This window comes from Amycolatopsis sp. GM8, assembly GCF_021653975.1.
Lineage (GTDB): Bacteria > Actinomycetota > Actinomycetes > Mycobacteriales > Pseudonocardiaceae > Amycolatopsis_E.
This window is the reverse complement of the sequence record NZ_JAJKFK010000001.1, coordinates 798549-814341: the sequence shown is the minus strand read 5'-3', so window position 1 is coordinate 814341 and position 15793 is coordinate 798549. Positions and strand designations below refer to the sequence as shown.

Sequence of the window (15793 nt, the reverse complement as noted above, 5' to 3'; positions counted from 1 at the left end):
CCCATGGCTCAGACGCGCAATGCCATGTTCCAGCGTCTAGACCGTCTCGAGTTCCTTCTCGTCCAGCCGCTTGGTGAGCTTCTCGCCCTCAACGTCCACATTGGGCAGTACCCGGTCGAGCCACTTGGGCAGCCACCAGGCTTTCGCGCCGAGCAACGACATCACCGCGGGCACGATTGTCATCCGCACGACGAACGCGTCCACCGCGACACCGAACGCGAGCGCGAACCCGATCGACTGGATGAGCGTCGTGTCCGCGAGGACGAACCCGGCGAACACGCTGACCATGATCAGCGCGGCGGCGACCACGACACGCGAACCGTGCCGGAAACCGCTGACCATCGCCTGCCGCGCGTCCGCGCCGTGCACGTGTTCCTCGCGCATCCGCGTCACCAGGAACACCTGGTAGTCCATGGCGAGCCCGAACAGCACGCCGATCAGCAGGATCGGCAGCAGGCTCATGATCGGCGCGGTCGACTCGACGCCGAGCAGGTCGTTCAGCCAGCCCCACTGGAAGACCGCGACCACCGCGCCGAACGTCGCGGCGACCGAGCCGAGGAACCCGAGCGTCGCCTTCAGCGGCACGATCACCGAGCGGAAAACGAGCATCAGCAAGAGGAACGCGAGCCCGACGATGAGCGTGAGGTAGGGCAGCATCGCATCCGCGAGCTTCGCGGAAACGTCGATCTGCAACGCGGTCTGCCCGGTCACGGCCAGTTGCGTGCCGTCCGCGTGCGCCCGGATGTCGCCGACCAGCTTCTCGGTCTGGGCACTGCCCGGGCCGCTCTTCGGGATCACCGTGAACATCGCGGTGTCGTGCTGCTCGTTGAACTGCGGCCGCGTCACGGCCGCGACGTCGTCGAGCCGCGAGATCCGGTCGGCGGCCTCGGCGGTGTTCTGGGTGGTCGCGTCGGAGATCACCACGACCAGCGGGCCGTTGACGCCGGGGCCGAAGCCCTCGGTGACGAGGTCGTATGCCTTGCGCTGCGTCGAATCCGGCGCAGCCGTCGCGTCGTTGGGCAGGCCGAGTTGCATGCTCAGCGCGGGAATCGCGACGATCAGCAGTCCCGCGACGCCCGCGAGCAGGACCGGAATCCGGTGCCGCGCCACGAATCGGGCCCAGCGCTCGCCGTTCGTGATCTTCGCCGACTTCTTGGCGCGCTTGCCGAGCACCTTCCGGCCGGCGAAACCGAGGATCGCGGGCAGCAGGGTCAGCGCGATCAGCACGGCGACCGCGACGGTCGCCGCGGCGGCGATGCCCATCTGCCCGAGGAACGGGATGCCCACGACGGTCAGCCCGACGAGCGCGATGATCACGGTCAGCCCGGCGAACACCACGGCGGAACCCGCGGTACCGACACTGCGCGCCGCGGCTTCCTCGGGTTCGTTGCCTTCGCCCAGCTCGTGGCGATAGCGCGAAACGATGAAGAGCGCGTAGTCGATCCCGACGGCGAGGCCGAGCATCAGCGCGAGGATCGGGGTGTTCGAGTTCAGCTCGGTGAACCCGGAGACGGTCATGATCCCGGCCAGCCCGACGCCCACCCCGATCAGCGCGGTCAGCAGCGGCAGGCTGGCGGCGATGAGCGAACCGAACGTCACGGTGAGCACGATCGCCGCGATGATCACGCCGATCCCTTCGGTGCCACCGACCGCCGGCACGCCCTGGATCGCGTCGCCGCCGAACTCGACCGTCAGTCCGGCATGGCGGGCGATGTCGGCGGGCGCGGTGACGCCCTGGCGGTCGGCGTCGGTCAGGTCCGAGGCCTGCACCGCGTAGCTGACTTGTGCGAGCGCGACGCGGCCGTCGGGGGAGACGGTCCCGGCCTGGAACGGGTCGGTGACCATGCGCGCCTTGGGCGCGGTCTTGAGCGTCGTGACGAGCTGCTCGACCACGGCCTTGTTGGCGGGATCGGTGAGCTTCTGCCCGGCCGGTGCCGCGATCGCGACCCGGGCTGTCGCGCCGCCGACCGAGGCCTGCGGGAAGCGCTCCTGGAGGTGGTCGATCGCCTGCTGTGACTCGGTGCCGGGGATGGTCACGTTGTTCGTCATCTGCCCGGACAGCGTCACGGCGCCGAGCCCGAACACGATCAGTACGGCACCCCAGACGGCTGTGACGAGCAGGCGGCGGCGGAACGAGAAGCGGGCGAGCCGGTACAGCAGAGTGGCCACGAGCAGGACTCCAATACGGTCGTCCGTCATACGATCGAGTGATTCCACGCTAGCCGATCGGCAAGTGGACTTACAAGCCGATCGGCTAGCGTGTGACTAGCCGCACGGCTAGCGTTTCGGCTTGATTGGTGGTGCGCGGGACGCGTACTCTCTGCGTGTTCACTGGGAGGGTGCGATGGCAGCCGGTCCTGCCGCTGTGGTTGAGAGCGGCCGGGAAGACACGCGGACGCGACTGCTCTCGACCGCCTTGCGGCTGTTCACCGAGCACGGCGTGGAAGGCACGTCGCTGCAGATGATCGCCGATGCGCTGGGCGTCACGAAGGCCGCGGTCTACTACCACTTCAAGACGAAGGACGAGATCGCCGGCGCGGTCGCCGAGCCGGGCTTGCGTGAGCTGGACCAGGTGGTGCAGGAGGCTTCCCGGCTGCGGGGCCGCAACGCGCGGATCGACCACATGCTGACCGGCTTCGTGGACACCGTGGTGCGGCACCGGACGCTGGTGTCGTTGTTCAGCCGGGACCCGGGGATCATGCGCGTGCTGACGGCTTCGTGGGCGACGCGGGAGAACTTCAGCGTGCCGATGATGGCGATCTTCACGGGCCCGGAAGGCGATGTGAACAGGGCGATCGCCGCGCACGCGGCCATCACGGGCATCGCCCTCACCGGCGGTTCCCCGCAGTTCGCCGCCCTCGACGACGACACCCTGCGCGGTCACCTCCTCGACGTCGGCCGCCGCCTCCTGGGCCGCCCCCGCCGCCCCGCCTGACCCTCCCCGCCGCGCGTGTTTGCGTCTGGCGCCCGCGTGTTTGCCCGCTGCGCGGGTGAGTTTGCGCGTGGTGCGGGTGAGTTTGCCGGTGGCGCGGGCGCCGCTTCCTGGGCGGCCAACTCACCGACGCCACGGGCCAACTCACCGACGCCACGGGCAAACACGGCGACGTGGGCGGCAAACACGCGCGCGGGAGGGGCAAACACGCCGGGGAGGGCGTGGTGTCAGGGCAGGGGGAGTTTGAGGTAGGTCGCGGTGTCGGTGAATCCCAGTGCGACGTAGTAGTCCCGCGCCCGGCGGGTCGGCACGGTGAGCTCGACCGCCCCCGCGGCGCGGGCCCGGTCGGCGATCGCGGTCACCAGCGCCCGCCCGATTCCGCGTCCTCGCGACGCCGGCGCGACCATCAGCTCCTGCAGTTCGGCGACCCAGCCGTTCGCGTACAGCACCAGAAACCGGGTCGCGAGCGCATATCCGGCGACCTCACCGGCGTCCTCGGCCACCAGCAGGTCGGCGTCGCCCCGCACCAGGTGTCCGTAGTTCCGGTCGAACGCCCCCCGTGACGGCTCATAGCTCGTCGCGAACTGTGCCAGGAGCGCGAAAACCGCGTCGGCGTCGGCGAGAACCGCCGGGCGGATGTGTGTCATTCCGTCCGCCGGAGGAATTCCGGGGGTACCCGCGCCGTCAGCCAGACACCGTTCGCGCTCACCCGGAACTCGTGCCCGGCCTCGCTCATCGCTGCCGCGTCGATCTCGAGCACGACCGGTTTCCCTCGTCTCGCACCTACGCGAATGGCCGTCTCGCGCGCCTGCGAAAGGTGTACGTCGTGCCGCGCCATCGGCCGCAGGCCTTCGCTCAGAATGGCGGAGAGGAACCGCTCGACGGTGCCGTGGAACAGGAGCGCGGGCGGATCGGCGACCGGCGGGCCGAGCTCGACCGCCACACTGTGGCCCTGGCTCGCGCGGATCGACTCGCCGCTGTCATCGAACGCGAAACGCTGTTTGTCGTTGCGCGCCACCAGTTCCTCGAGCTCGGCTCGCGTCATCCGGAGCCCGTGCCGGGCCAGCGCGGCGAGCAGGACCTCGACCTCGATCCAGCCGCCGGGACCCAAGGTCACCCCGATCGCTTCGGGGGCGTGGCGCAGATGCCGGGAAAGTCGCTTCGAAAGCGAGATCATTCTTCTGTTTTCCATGCTGCCTCGATTGGCGCACGGAACACCCCTACCGCGCAAGCGGTTTCTACGCGCCGCCCTCCATCGCGGGCCTGAGCAGGCGCGCGCCGGGGCCGAAGCGGGACATCTGGTCGTCCTGGTTGTACAGCCCGCACATCCGCAACGACAGGCAGCCGCAGCCGACACACCCGGTGAGCCGGTCCCGCAGCCGCTGCAGCGCGTCGATCCGCGCCTCCAGTTCGTCCTGCCAGTTGCGCGAGAGCCGCGCCCAGTCCGCCTTCGTCGGTGCGTGATCCCTGGGCAGGGTGCCCAGCGCCTCGCTGATCTCTTCGAGGCTCAGACCCACCCGCTGAGCGGCCCGGATGAACGCGATCCGGCGCAGGACCGTGCGCGCGTAGCGGCGCTGGTTGCCCGCGGACCGCACCGAGGAGATCAGACCGCGATCCTCGTAGAATCGCAGCGCCGTGTGCGGCACTCCACTGCGTTCCGCGACCTGGCCGATGCTGAGATGGTCGGCAAGCTTGGTCACGTCCGCCAGGGTAGCCTTGACTTCAACTTAAGTCGAGGTTGCACCGTGGGGGCATGACCACCGTCACCAAGGACCTGGCCGCGTGGGGGTCCACTGTGGACGTGCTCTGGGTGCTTTTCGACCGGGTGCTGAACGTGTCGCCGGAAACGGTGCGCGATCCGAAGCGTGACCGATTCCTGCTGTCCGACGGGCACGAGTCGATGCCGTACTACGCCGTGCTCGCCGCCAAAGGATTCCTCGACCCGGACGAACTCGGCGACCGGACGTCCGTGCGCTCGCGCCTGGGCCCGCACCCGGACCGAACCCGCGTGCCGGGCGCGGAAATCTCGACCGGCTCGCCCGGGCACGGGCTGGCGCTGGCGCTCGGCACCGTCTTCGGCTTGCGCGCGCAGCGGATCACCAGGCCGAAGGTCATGGTGCTCATCGGCGACGCCGAGCTCGACGAGGGCTCGAACGCCGAGGCGATCGCGCTCGCCGGGCGCCTGGCGATGGACCAGCTGACCGCCGTGGTGATCGACAGCGCGTCGGCCACCCACGGCTGGCCCGGCGGCATCGAGCGCCGGTTCGCGGTCGAGTGCTGGGCAACCCGCGTGGTCGACGGCCATGACCACGAAGCGTTGTACGACGCATTCACCGCGCCCCATCCGGCCCAGCCGCTGTGCGTGGTGGCGGTCGTCGAACCGGCGAGACGCTGAGCCGTGCGCGCCACCTTCCTGTCCACAATGGACGAAGCGCTGGCCGCCGATCCGCGGCTGGTGCTGGTGCTCGCGGACATCCCGGCGGAGTCGGTGGCGCACGCGCGGCGCCGGTATCCCGGCCGGGTGCTCGACGTCGGCAACCGCGAGCAGGCGCTCATCGGCGTGGCCGGCGGGCTGGCGCTGGCCGGCCTGCGTCCGGTGGCGCACGCCCTGGCGCCCTTCCTCGTCGAGCGGCCGTACGAACAGATCAAACTCGACCTGACGCATCAAGGCGTAGGCGCGGTGCTGGTGTCCTCGGGCGCGTCCTACGACCTGCCCGGTCGCACGCACCAGTCGCCGGCCGACGTCGCGTTGCTCGACACCGTGCCGGGCTGGACCGTGCACGTCCCCGGGCATCCCGGCGAGGCACGACGGCTGCTGCTCGAGTCCTTGCCGGGCGACAGCGCCGTTTACGTGCGGCTGAGCGACCAGACGAACGCGCGGCCACACCTCGGCGCGGGCTTCCAGCTACTGCGCGAAGGGCGCCGTGGCGTCGTGCTGGCCGTCGGACCCGTGTTGGATCGGGTACTCGCCGCGACCGGGGACCTGGATGTGACCTTGTTGTACGCCAACACGATCCGCCCCTTCGACGCCAAGGGTTTACGGGCCGCGATCGGCGATGTCGCCGACGTCGTGCTCGTCGAGCCATACCTGGCGGGCACGTCCGCACACCAGGTCGCGCAGGCGCTGGCGGACGTGCCGCACCGGCTGCGTTCGCTGGGCGTCCGCCGCGACGCGGAGGTGCGCGTCTACGGCAACCCCGCCGACCACGACGCCGTTCACGGCCTCGACCTGCCCAGCCTGCAGGCCGCGATCAGCGACTTCTGCGGGAACTGAGCGGGCCGGACATGTCCACCGGGAGCAGCCGGCACAGTGACTCGGCGGTCACCCGCAGATCCTCGGCCGCGGCGGCCGCCTGGTCCAGCTCGCTGCGCATCGTCTGGTGCGCGGGCCGGTCCAGCTCGGACTGGGTGAGCACAGGGCACTCGCGCAGCTGGTCGAGGATCCGGGTGAGCGCCGAGGCGGTGCCGGTCATCCCGCGCATCAGCCCGCGCAGTTCGGCCGTGCCCAGCTCGTCGGCGTCGAAACGGGAGAGTTCGTCGGCCAGTTCATCGGCCAGCGTGATGATTCTTCGGGTCGGTCTCGTGGTCGAACCGCTTTGCGAAAGCATTCTCACTCCCTTTGCCTGCCAGCCCGTGGAACTGTTCCCCGCCTGGGAAAAACTCAAACCAAGGGGAGGGCGGCGTTGTTGGAAGCCGTTGGTCTGCCACCTTAGACTCCTGTCGTGACTCGTGTCGTGATTCTGGATTACGGTTCCGGGAACCTTCGATCCGCCGAACGTGCCGTGCGGCGCGCCGGTGCCGAGGTCGAAGTGACCGCGGACCCGCGGGCGGCGCTGGCCGCGGACGGTCTCGTGGTGCCCGGCGTCGGCGCGTTCGCCGCCTGTATCGAAGGACTTCTGTCCGTCAACGGCGACAAGATCATCGGCACCCGGCTCGCCGGCGGCCGCCCCGTGCTCGGCATCTGCGTCGGCATGCAGATCCTCTTCGAACGCGGCGTCGAGCACGGAGTGGAGTCGAAGGGAACCGGGGAGTGGCCCGGCACCGTCGATCGCCTGCACGCCGACGTCGTGCCGCACATGGGCTGGAACACCGTGCGCGCGCCCGCCGACTCGCAACTGTTCGCCGGTCTCGACCCGGACGCACGGTTCTACTTCGTGCACTCCTATGCCGTGCGCACCTGGGAGCTCGACTCCGGCCTGCCCGGCCAGCAGCCCAAGGTCACCTGGGCGCACCACGGCGAGGACTTCGTCGCCGCGGCGGAGAACGGGCCGTTGTGGGCCACCCAGTTCCACCCGGAGAAGTCCGGCGACGCGGGCGCGCAGCTGCTGGAGAACTGGCTGCGGACCCTCTGACCGGGCTCACCTATAGTGACGGGGTGACTTTCACGCTCCTTCCCGCTGTGGATGTGGCCGACGGCCAGGCCGTCCGGCTCGTGCGAGGCGAAGCCGGCACCGAGACCGCCTACGGCGACCCGCTGGAGGCGGCCCTGGCCTGGCAGCGGGACGGGGCGGAGTGGATCCATCTGGTCGATCTCGACGCCGCGTTCGGCAAGGGCTCGAACCGCGAGCTGCTGGCCGATGTGGTGGCGCGGCTGGATGTCCAGGTCGAGCTGTCCGGCGGGATCCGTGACGATCAGTCACTGGAGGCCGCGCTGGCCACCGGCGCCCGGCGGGTGAACCTGGGCACGGCCGCGCTCGAAGATCCGGAGTGGACCGCGAAAGCCGTTGCCACGCACGGCGACCGGGTCGCGATCGGCCTGGACGTGCGCATCACCGAGGCGGGTCACCGGCTCGCCGCGCGCGGGTGGACCAAGGACGGCGGGGACCTGTGGGAGGTGCTGGACCGGCTCGACCGCGACGGCGCCAGCCGCTACGTGGTCACCGACGTCAGCAAGGACGGCACCCTCAAGGGCCCGAACATCGAGCTGCTCAGCGAGGTCGCGGCGCGCACCGACGCACCCGTCATCGCCTCCGGCGGAGTGTCCAGTTTGGACGACCTGCGCGCGCTGGCGACGCTGGCCGGCGACGGCGTCGAGGGCGCGATCGTCGGCAAGGCCCTCTACGCCGGTGCCTTCACCCTGCCCGAGGCCCTGGCCGCGGTTCGCTAGGCGTCGAGCCGGATCGCTATTCCGACGGTGCGGTCCTTGGGCCCGCGCAGGCGGCTGAAGAAGAGCTGACCTGCCCGATGATGCCGTACTTGCGCGCGAGCAGGCGCTGCACGCGGCGGTAGTCCTCGCCCTCGACCAACCGTGCGGTGCCGGTCAGTTCGGGGCCGTGGGTCTGCCGTCCGCGCAGGTCGCAGGCCTGCACCCGGACCTTGCCGTCGCGGCGGATGCGCCTGATCTTGCCGGCCTTGCGTTCGGAGAACATCACCAGCTCGCCGCCGTCGGCCGCCACCCAGATCGGCGTCGACACCGGGGTGCCGTCCTTGCGGAACGTGGTCAGCAGCACGTACTTCTCAGCGCCGAGGGCTTCCGTCATGGGCCCACAGTAGCGGTGCTCACGGCGTCCGCCGGCGCAACGTGGCCGCGCCCAGCACCAGCGCGAGCAGCGCGCAGCCCGCCACCACCAGCAGGTCCCGCACCAACGTGATGTCCACTGTGGACGAAGTGGTGACGCGGCCGAGCGCCTCCACCGCGTAGGAAAGCGGCATCACGTTCGACAGCCAGTGCAGCACCCAGCCCATCGACGCGCGTGCCACGAACAGGCCGCACAGCAGGATCTGCGGCAGCACGAACACCGGCATGAACTGGATCGCCTGGAACTCGGTACGGGCGAACGCGCTGACGAACAGGCCGAGCGCCATCCCCAGCAGTGCGTCGAGCACCGCGATGAGCATCAGCAGCCACAGCGAGCCGCGGACGTCGAGACCGAGCCACGTCACCGACACCCCGGCGGCGACGGCGACCTGCACGACCGCGAGCCCGCCGAACGCCAGCGCGTAGCCGAACAGCAGGTCCAGCCGGCCGATCGGCAGCGTCATCAGCCGTTCCAGGGTCGCGGTCGTGCGTTCGCGCAGCGTGGTGACCGAGGTGATCAGGAACATGATCAGGAACGGGAACACGCCCAGCAACGCCGGTGCGGTGGCGCTGAACAGCCGCGGCGAGTTGAGCACGTACCGCAGCAGCACCATCAGCAGCGACGGCACGATGATCAGCATCACGACGGTGCGCGGGTCGTGGCGGAGCTGGGTCAGGATCCGCCGTGCGGTGGCGAAAGCCAGTACGGGGTTCACGGTCGCGCCGCCTCCTGTTCGCGGATCAGGTGCAGGAACGCCTGCTCCAGATCGGCCGAGCCGGTGCGGTCGCGCAGGCCGTCCGGGGTGTCGTCGGTCAGCAGCAGGCCGTCGCGCATGAGCAGGAGCCGGTCGCACCGCGCGGCCTCGTCCATCACATGGCTCGAGACCAGCAGGGTCGTCCCCGCGGCGGCCAGCGAGCGGAACAGCCCCCACAGCGAGTCCCGCAGCACCGGATCCAGGCCGACGGTCGGTTCGTCCAGCACGAGCAGTTCCGGCTTGCCCAGCAACGCGATCGCGAGGTTGGCCCGCGAGTGCTCGCCCCCGGACAGCGCGCCGATCAGTTTGTGTGCCTCGGTTTCCAGTCCGACCGACGCGATCACTCTGTCCACATCGGACGATGGTGCACGCAGGATCGCGGCGAAGTAGCGCAGCGATTCGGTGACCGTGAGATCCGAGTAGACCGCCGGATCCTGGGTGGCGTAACCGATCTTGCGCCGCAACGCCGGGCTGCCCGCCGGTTCGCCGAGCACGGTCACCCGGCCGCCCGCGACGATCTGGACGCCGACGATCGACCGCATGACGGTTGTCTTGCCGCAGCCGCTCGGCCCGAGCAAACCGGTCACGGCGCCCGCCGCGATCTCGAAGCTCACGCCGGACACCACCTCGCGCCCGCCGCGACGCACCCGGAGGCCGTCGACGCTGACGGCTGAATTCCTCATGTGTTTAATTTGAGGCAGTGGCCGTCCTAGGTCAAGACACTTCTCCGAAGCGGGCCAGCGCCAGCGCGGAGACCACGGCGAGGACGAACCCCGCCACGGCGAGAATCCCGAACCCGGGCCGCGTGGTGTCGCCGAGTGCCAGCACGCCGATCACCGACGGCAGCACGGTCTCGCCGACCACCATCAGCGCGGTCGCCGTCGTGACGCTGCCGCGTTGCAGCGCCGAGGCGAAGAACAGCATGCCGAGCGCCCCGGCGGCCGCGATCGCGTACGTCGCGGGGTCGGTGAGGAACCCGCCGAGGCTGTTCGCCGAGACGATCCGTCCGGCGAGCGCGACCAGTGCGAACTCGAGCCCCGCGACCAGGCCCAGCGCCGGGCTGCGCACGCGCCCCGGGGCCCGCCCGGCCGCCATGCCGACGACACCGAGCACCGCCGCCGCGATCACGAGCGAGAGGTGGAAGCCGAACCCGACCGGGTTCGAACCCTCGCCCTGCGCCGATACGCCCAGCAGCCCGAGGCCCCCGCACACCAGGGCGACCGCGACCCATTCCCGCGCGCGCAGCCGCGCGCCGATGCCGATCGCGGCGACCGCCGTCACCGCCAGGCTCGCCGCGAGCGCCGCCTGCACCGCGAACAGCGGCAGCACCCGCAGCGCGACCAGCTGCGCCAGGAAGCCGAGCACGTCCAGCCCGGTCCCGGCGACGTACCGCCACTGCCGGAACACGCGCACCAGGAGCCGCGGATCGACCCCGCGCTCACCCCCGTCGACCGCGCGCGCCGCGACCGCCTGCAACACCGAGGCCACCCCGTACGCGACGGCGGCCACCACCGCACACAGCCATCCCCACCACATGCCGCCAGCTTAGGAACTCCGGGTGCGCGGATATCCTGGGCATATGTCCGTAGCCGTAAGGGTGATTCCGTGCCTGGACGTCGATGCCGGCCGTGTTGTGAAGGGCGTCAACTTCGCCGACCTGCGTGACGCCGGTGACCCGGTCGAGTTGGCCCGCCTGTACGACGCGGAAGGCGCCGACGAGCTGACCTTCCTCGACGTCACCGCGTCCTCCGGCAACCGCGAGACCACCTACGACGTGGTGCGCCGTACGGCCGAGCAGGTGTTCATCCCGCTGACCGTCGGCGGTGGCGTGCGTGCCTGCGAGGACGTCGACCGGCTGCTGCGCGCGGGCGCGGACAAGGTGAGCATCAACACGGCGGCGATCGCCCGCCCGGAGTTCCTGCACGAGGCGTCGCGGCGGTTCGGCGCGCAGTGCATCGTGCTGTCGGTCGACGCGCGCCGCGCGCCCGGGACCGCGTCGGGCTTCGAGGTGACCACGCACGGCGGTCGCAAGGGCACCGGAACCGACGCCGTCGAGTGGGCCGCCCGCGGCGAGGAGTTGGGCGTGGGCGAGATCCTGCTCAACTCGATGGACGCGGACGGCACGAAGAACGGTTTCGACCTCGAGCTGATCGAACTGACCCGCAAGGTCGTGCGGGTGCCGGTGATCGCGAGCGGCGGCGCGGGCGCGGTGGAGCATTTCCTGCCCGCCGTGCTGGCCGGTGCGGACGCGGTGCTCGCCGCGAGCGTGTTCCACTTCGGACAGTTGAAGATCGGCGACGTGAAGGATGCCTTGCGCGCCGGGGGAGTCGAGATCCGGTGAAGCTCAAATCGGTGGCCATCGAAGTGAAACTGGCGATGGCGATGATGGTCGGGCTCGGCCTGGCCTACCTCGCGCTCGGCATCGTCATCGTGACCACGTCCGACGCCTCGCCGCGCACGCTGCTGTTGCCGGTCGCGAGCGTCGTCCTGGGCGGGCTCGTCGCGGGCGGGCTCGCGCTGCGGATGCCGTCGTCCCGGTTCTTCGGCTTCGCCGTGGCCGCGGTTTTGGGGCTGCTGCACGCTTTCCTGTTGCTGGCCGGTGCGGTGCTGTGGTTCAAGCTGTTCTCGGCGGTGCTGGCGATCGGCTACATCTACAGCTGGGTGCTGCTGAATTCGGGGCCCGTGCGGCGATATCTGCTCGGAGACGCGGCATGACGCTCGATCCCGCGCTTGCCGCGCGCCTGAAGCGCAACGCCGACGGGCTGATCTGCGCGGTCGTCGTCGACCACGAGACCTCGGACGTGCTGATGGTCGCGTGGATGAACGACGAGGCGCTCGAAGCCACCCTGACCACCCGCCGCGGCACGTACTTTTCCCGCAGCCGCAAGGAGTTGTGGGTCAAGGGCGAGACGTCGGGGCACACCCAGCACGTGCGCGAGGTCCGCCTGGACTGCGACGCCGACACCGTCCTGGTGCGGGTCGACCAGGTCGGTCCCGCCTGCCACACGAACACCCGGAGTTGCTTCGACACCGAGGAAAGACTGTTGCTGTCGGACGACCGCGGCTAGCCGCCCCGAAGTCGGCGAAATCGATCTTACGGGTGAACTTCGGATCGCGTTGTCTGATTCGTTGCCAAGGGGGACTTCTTTCGGAACTCTGTGGGACACGAGGTTTTCCACCAGTTCCGAAAGGTAGTGATCATGAGCGACACCCAACTCTATTACGAACAATTGCGCGGTAGGGCGCGGCAGTTGGTGAACCGGCTCGACGACGCGTTGGACGGCGTGCTGGCCATCGACCGGGCCGTGGACGAGGTCATGCGCGCGGACATGGACAACCCTGGCGAACTGTCCACAACGGACGGTGAGGACCTGCGTCAGTTCCTCGACACCGCACGGCTCTCGCTGCGGGCCGCGGAACGGATCGCGGTGGCGCACGCGAGCGACGTGGAGGGAGCGATGCGCAGGCTCGGTCTGGCGGGGGAGAAAGCGGCCGTGTGAACGAGCCAGGTCACCGATCCGGCAAAAGCCGGTCCGCGGCCCGGCCTGCTGGCTGAAACCCGTGACTGTGGTCGGATTGGTGACGAACGGCGCGGTACTGATCCGGTCGAAAGCAGGCGGACACGACCTGTTCGCAGAAACCCGTTTCCGCTGTGGCTGCCGCCGGATCAGCGACAAACGGCACGCTAATTCGAACTGATGGAACCGATGTCGCCGGTGAGGTAGCGCTGCAGGGTGGGCGCTACCGCGGCCACCACCGTTTCGGTGTCGGCCGAGCCGAGTGGCTCGAACCGCGCGACGTAGCGCGCCATGCCGATGCCGATCAGCTGGGAGGCGCACAAGGTGGCGCGCAACTGGGGTTGGTCAGTCTTGATCTGGGCCACGATCTTGTCGAGGATGTTCTTGATCAGGAAGTCCCGCAGGCCGATCGCGGCCTTGTCATGGCTGGCCAGGCTCCGGACCAGCGCGGGGAAAACGCCGCCCGAGGTCGAGTCCCACACGGTCACGAACCGGCGGACGATCCGCTCGCCGAGCGTGTCCACCTCGCCCTCGAGCAGCGTGTCGACGACCATCTGGGGGTCGAACGGCAATTCGAGCACGGCCTGGGCGAACAGTGAGTCCTTGCCGCCGAACCAGTGGTTGACCATGGCCGCGTCGACGCCCGCCCTGGCGGCGATGGCGCGCACTGTGGCACCGTCGTAGCCGTTCTCGGAGAACACCGCGCGGGCGGCGTCCAGGAGCGCCGTCCGGGTGTCCTCCCCGGCGGGGCGGCGGCCGCGCCGCTTGCCGGCCTTCGGTTCATCAGTCGTGCTCACCAGTCCATCATGACTCGCCCTGGCACAGAATTCAACGAGCGGTGAATTCTTGGCCGTCTGCGAGTGCCCAGCGGCGCGTGGCTAGCGCCAGCCCCTCGCCCGACCACCACCCCTCACGGACACGCTGCGCGTGGCTAGGCTTTCCGCATGGTCACTGTCCACTCCGCGAGTTCCGTACCCGTCGGGCTCGGTGCCGTCAGCCCGCCGCGGGACGAGTTCCGCGCGCTCGCCGAGGGCCGCCGGGTCATCCCGGTCGTCCGGCGGCTGCTCGCCGACGGGGAGACCCCGGTCAGCGTGTACCGGAAGCTGGCCGCGGACCGGCCCGGCACGTTCCTGTTCGAGTCGGCGGAGAACGGGCAGTCCTGGTCACGATGGTCGTTCATCGGAGTGCGCAGCCCCGCCGCGCTCACCGTGCGTGATGGGAAGGCGGTATGGGTGGGCACCCCGCCGGTCGGGCTGCCCACCGAGGGCAACCCGCTGCAGGTGCTGCGCGAGACCGTGGCCGCGCTGCACACCGAGCGGCTGCCCGGCCTGCCACCGCTGACCGGCGGCATGGTCGGCTACATCGGCTACGACGCCGTGCGCTGGCTGGAAAAGCTGCCAGAGCTGGCCGAGAAGGACATCGACATCCCCGAGCTGACGATGCTCTTCGCGACCGACCTCGCGGCGGTCGACCACCACGAGGGCACGGTCACGCTGATCGCGAACGCGGTGAACTGGGACGACTCACCGGAGCGCGTCGACGCGGCGTACGACGACGCGGTCCGCCGGCTGGAGGCGATGACCGAGCAGCTGCGGGTGGCCGCGCCGTCGACCACCGCGGTGTTCTCCCGGCCCGCGCCGGAGTTCCGCCGGCACCGCACGAAGGAGGACTACCACCAGGCGGTGGAGACGGCCGTCGAGGCGATCAAGGCCGGTGAGGCATTCCAGGTCGTGCCCTCGCAACGTTTCGAGATCGAGACCCAGGCGAGCGCGCTCGACATCTACCGCGTGCTGCGCACCTCCAACCCCAGCCCGTACATGTACCTGCTACGGCTGGAGGGTTTCGACATCGTCGGCTCGAGCCCGGAGTCACTGGTCACCGTGCACGAAGGGCGCGCGACCACGCACCCGATCGCCGGGACCCGTTGGCGCGGCGTCGATCCCGAGGAGGACGCCCAGCTGGCGAAGGACCTGCTCGCGGACGAGAAGGAGCGCGCCGAGCACCTGATGCTCGTCGACCTGGGCCGCAACGACCTCGGCAAGGTGTGCAAGCCCGGCACCGTGCACGTCGTCGACTTCTTCACCATCGAGCGCTACAGCCACGTGATGCACATCGTGTCGACCGTCACCGGCGAGCTGCGCGACGACTGCACCGCGTTCGACGCCGTGGCCTCGTGCTTCCCGGCCGGCACCCTGTCGGGCGCGCCCAAGGTGCGCGCGATGGAACTGATCGAGGAGCTGGAACCGGTCCGCCGCGCCCTCTACGGTGGCGTCGTGGGTTACCTCGACTTCGCCGGGGACGCCGACACGGCCATCGCCATCCGCACCGCGCTGGTGCGGGACAACGTCGCGTACGTGCAGGCCGGCGGTGGCGTGGTCGCGGACTCGGTCGCCGACTACGAGGACAACGAATCGCTCAACAAGGCGCGCACGGTGCTTTCGGCCGTCGCCGCCGCGCAGACCATGGCCCCCGCCAGGGCATTGGATCCGACCGATGACATCGCCAGCGTCCAGTAAGCGTCCACTGTGGACGGTCTCGGTGACGTTGCTCCTCGGGGCGGCGGCACTGTGGGGTTCGTCTCGGCTCGTCTGGTCGGCCCAGCTTCGTGACGCCGGCGTGCGGGGCACGATCCTGGAGACCCAGACGGGCGCGCAGCACTCCGGCGCGCTCGTGCCGCTGGCGTTTCTCGCCGTCGCCGGGGTCGCCGGTGCCATCGCGACCGGCGGCTGGCCACGCCGGGTGCTCGGTGGGGTACTCGCTGTCGCCGGGCTGTGGGCGTGCTGGATCGCGGTCGACGGGGTGTCGTTCGGCGGTTTTCCCGCGGGTGCGCCCATTTGGCAGATCTACCTCGGCCGTGGGCTCGCGTTGCTCGCGGGAATTCTCGTGCTCCTCGGCGGGTTGATCAGCACCAGGCGCGCCGGCGCGATGCCACGCCTCGGCGCGCGCTATTCGGCACCGAGCGTGCGCAAGGCCGCGCGTGACCCCGACACCGAACTGTGGGAGGCGCTCTCCGAGGGAGAAGACCCGACTGATCACAAGTAGTGGTGGAGATTTGGCCGCTGCCAAGGCA

Annotated in this window: 20 protein-coding genes and 1 pseudogene; 11 read left to right on the top strand and 10 right to left on the bottom strand. The window is 70.0% G+C overall.

Features of this window, described 5'->3' with window-relative positions:
• Positions 1-36 precede the first annotated feature (36 nt).
• Positions 37-2169 (bottom strand): MMPL family transporter, encoded by a 2133-nt coding sequence (locus LOZ83_RS03910; RefSeq protein ID WP_236789431.1) that lies wholly within the window; start codon positions 2167-2169, stop codon positions 37-39.
• Between the two features lie 175 nt (positions 2170-2344).
• Between LOZ83_RS03910 and LOZ83_RS03905 the strand changes: the two genes are divergently transcribed.
• Positions 2345-2935 carry a TetR/AcrR family transcriptional regulator gene (locus LOZ83_RS03905; RefSeq protein WP_236788789.1) on the top strand — a complete coding sequence of 197 codons (591 nt, stop codon included), beginning with the start codon at positions 2345-2347 and terminating at the stop codon, positions 2933-2935.
• Between the two features lie 224 nt (positions 2936-3159).
• On the opposite strand, the gene LOZ83_RS03900 is transcribed toward LOZ83_RS03905, so the two are convergent.
• From LOZ83_RS03900 to soxR, 3 genes are read right to left on the bottom strand one after another with little or no spacing between them, the layout of a single operon-like run.
• Positions 3160-3579, bottom strand: coding sequence for a GNAT family N-acetyltransferase (locus LOZ83_RS03900; protein ID WP_236788788.1), 420 nt, complete (start codon positions 3577-3579; stop codon positions 3160-3162).
• A complete protein-coding gene (locus tag LOZ83_RS03895) occupies positions 3576-4124 on the bottom strand; it encodes an RNA 2'-phosphotransferase (RefSeq protein WP_236788787.1) in 549 nt (182 codons plus the stop codon). Before LOZ83_RS03895 ends, LOZ83_RS03900 begins: the two co-directional genes overlap by 4 nt.
• Positions 4125-4170: 46 nt before the next feature.
• A complete protein-coding gene (gene soxR, locus LOZ83_RS03890) occupies positions 4171-4632 on the bottom strand; it encodes a redox-sensitive transcriptional activator SoxR (RefSeq protein ID WP_236788786.1) in 462 nt (153 codons plus the stop codon).
• Between the two features lie 53 nt (positions 4633-4685).
• Here soxR and LOZ83_RS03885 point away from each other — a divergent pair, with 53 nt between their 5' ends.
• Together LOZ83_RS03885 and LOZ83_RS03880 are read left to right on the top strand one after the other, a co-directional pair.
• The gene (locus tag LOZ83_RS03885) at positions 4686-5327 is read left to right on the top strand and encodes a transketolase (RefSeq protein WP_236788785.1); all 642 of its coding nucleotides are present in this window, start codon (positions 4686-4688) and stop codon (positions 5325-5327) included.
• A gap of 3 nt (positions 5328-5330) precedes the next feature.
• Positions 5331-6206: a transketolase gene (locus tag LOZ83_RS03880; protein WP_308190184.1), complete on the top strand. Its 876-nt coding sequence runs from the start codon at positions 5331-5333 to the stop codon at positions 6204-6206.
• Here the strand turns inward: LOZ83_RS03880 and LOZ83_RS03875 are convergent.
• Complete coding sequence (locus LOZ83_RS03875) at positions 6184-6540, bottom strand: hypothetical protein (RefSeq protein WP_236788784.1); 357 nt, start codon at positions 6538-6540, stop codon at positions 6184-6186. The two genes, LOZ83_RS03880 and LOZ83_RS03875, sit on opposite strands and share 23 nt — an antisense overlap.
• 114 nt (positions 6541-6654) lie before the next feature.
• Between LOZ83_RS03875 and hisH the strand changes: the two genes are divergently transcribed.
• On the top strand, positions 6655-7284 hold the full coding sequence (gene hisH, locus LOZ83_RS03870) for an imidazole glycerol phosphate synthase subunit HisH (RefSeq protein WP_236788783.1): 630 nt from the start codon (positions 6655-6657) through the stop codon (positions 7282-7284).
• A gap of 23 nt (positions 7285-7307) precedes the next feature.
• The gene (priA, locus tag LOZ83_RS03865) at positions 7308-8039 is read left to right on the top strand and encodes a bifunctional 1-(5-phosphoribosyl)-5-((5-phosphoribosylamino)methylideneamino)imidazole-4-carboxamide isomerase/phosphoribosylanthranilate isomerase PriA (RefSeq protein ID WP_236788782.1); all 732 of its coding nucleotides are present in this window, start codon (positions 7308-7310) and stop codon (positions 8037-8039) included.
• Here the strand turns inward: priA and LOZ83_RS03860 are convergent.
• The 4 genes and pseudogenes from LOZ83_RS03860 to LOZ83_RS03845 all read right to left on the bottom strand — a co-directional run bounded on the left by LOZ83_RS03860 (position 8036) and on the right by LOZ83_RS03845 (position 10741).
• Positions 8036-8412: pseudogene (locus LOZ83_RS03860) on the bottom strand (PPOX class F420-dependent oxidoreductase). The gene priA and the pseudogene LOZ83_RS03860 overlap by 4 nt on opposite strands.
• Positions 8413-8431: 19 nt before the next feature.
• Entirely contained in the window at positions 8432-9166 is a 735-nt protein-coding gene (locus LOZ83_RS03855) for an ABC transporter permease (protein ID WP_236788781.1), read from the bottom strand.
• A complete protein-coding gene (locus LOZ83_RS03850) occupies positions 9163-9888 on the bottom strand; it encodes an ABC transporter ATP-binding protein (protein ID WP_236788780.1) in 726 nt (241 codons plus the stop codon). Before LOZ83_RS03850 ends, LOZ83_RS03855 begins: the two co-directional genes overlap by 4 nt.
• Before the next feature lie 31 nt (positions 9889-9919).
• Complete coding sequence (locus LOZ83_RS03845; protein ID WP_236788779.1) at positions 9920-10741, bottom strand: hypothetical protein; 822 nt, start codon at positions 10739-10741, stop codon at positions 9920-9922.
• A 43-nt stretch (positions 10742-10784) separates the two neighbouring features.
• Here LOZ83_RS03845 and hisF point away from each other — a divergent pair, with 43 nt between their 5' ends.
• The 4 genes from hisF (at position 10785) to LOZ83_RS03825 (ending at position 12705) form a co-directional block, all read left to right on the top strand.
• A complete protein-coding gene (hisF, locus tag LOZ83_RS03840; RefSeq protein WP_236788778.1) occupies positions 10785-11546 on the top strand; it encodes an imidazole glycerol phosphate synthase subunit HisF in 762 nt (253 codons plus the stop codon).
• A gap of 11 nt (positions 11547-11557) precedes the next feature.
• A complete protein-coding gene (locus LOZ83_RS03835; protein WP_236788777.1) occupies positions 11558-11920 on the top strand; it encodes a hypothetical protein in 363 nt (120 codons plus the stop codon).
• Positions 11917-12273 (top strand): phosphoribosyl-AMP cyclohydrolase, encoded by a 357-nt coding sequence (hisI, locus tag LOZ83_RS03830; protein WP_236788776.1) that lies wholly within the window; start codon positions 11917-11919, stop codon positions 12271-12273. Before LOZ83_RS03835 ends, hisI begins: the two co-directional genes overlap by 4 nt.
• 132 nt (positions 12274-12405) lie before the next feature.
• Positions 12406-12705, top strand: coding sequence for a hypothetical protein (locus tag LOZ83_RS03825; RefSeq protein WP_236788775.1), 300 nt, complete (start codon positions 12406-12408; stop codon positions 12703-12705).
• Between the two features lie 185 nt (positions 12706-12890).
• Here LOZ83_RS03825 and LOZ83_RS03820 read toward each other — a convergent pair whose 3' ends face one another.
• Positions 12891-13520: a TetR/AcrR family transcriptional regulator gene (locus LOZ83_RS03820; protein ID WP_236788774.1), complete on the bottom strand. Its 630-nt coding sequence runs from the start codon at positions 13518-13520 to the stop codon at positions 12891-12893.
• Positions 13521-13667: 147 nt separating this feature from the next.
• Between LOZ83_RS03820 and LOZ83_RS03815 the strand changes: the two genes are divergently transcribed.
• Both LOZ83_RS03815 and LOZ83_RS03810 read left to right on the top strand, forming a co-directional pair.
• A complete protein-coding gene (locus LOZ83_RS03815; RefSeq protein ID WP_236788773.1) occupies positions 13668-15239 on the top strand; it encodes an anthranilate synthase component I in 1572 nt (523 codons plus the stop codon).
• Complete coding sequence (locus LOZ83_RS03810) at positions 15217-15765, top strand: Trp biosynthesis-associated membrane protein (RefSeq protein WP_236788772.1); 549 nt, start codon at positions 15217-15219, stop codon at positions 15763-15765. The genes LOZ83_RS03815 and LOZ83_RS03810 overlap by 23 nt, the downstream gene beginning before the upstream one ends.
• The last annotated feature ends 28 nt before the right edge of the window (positions 15766-15793 follow it).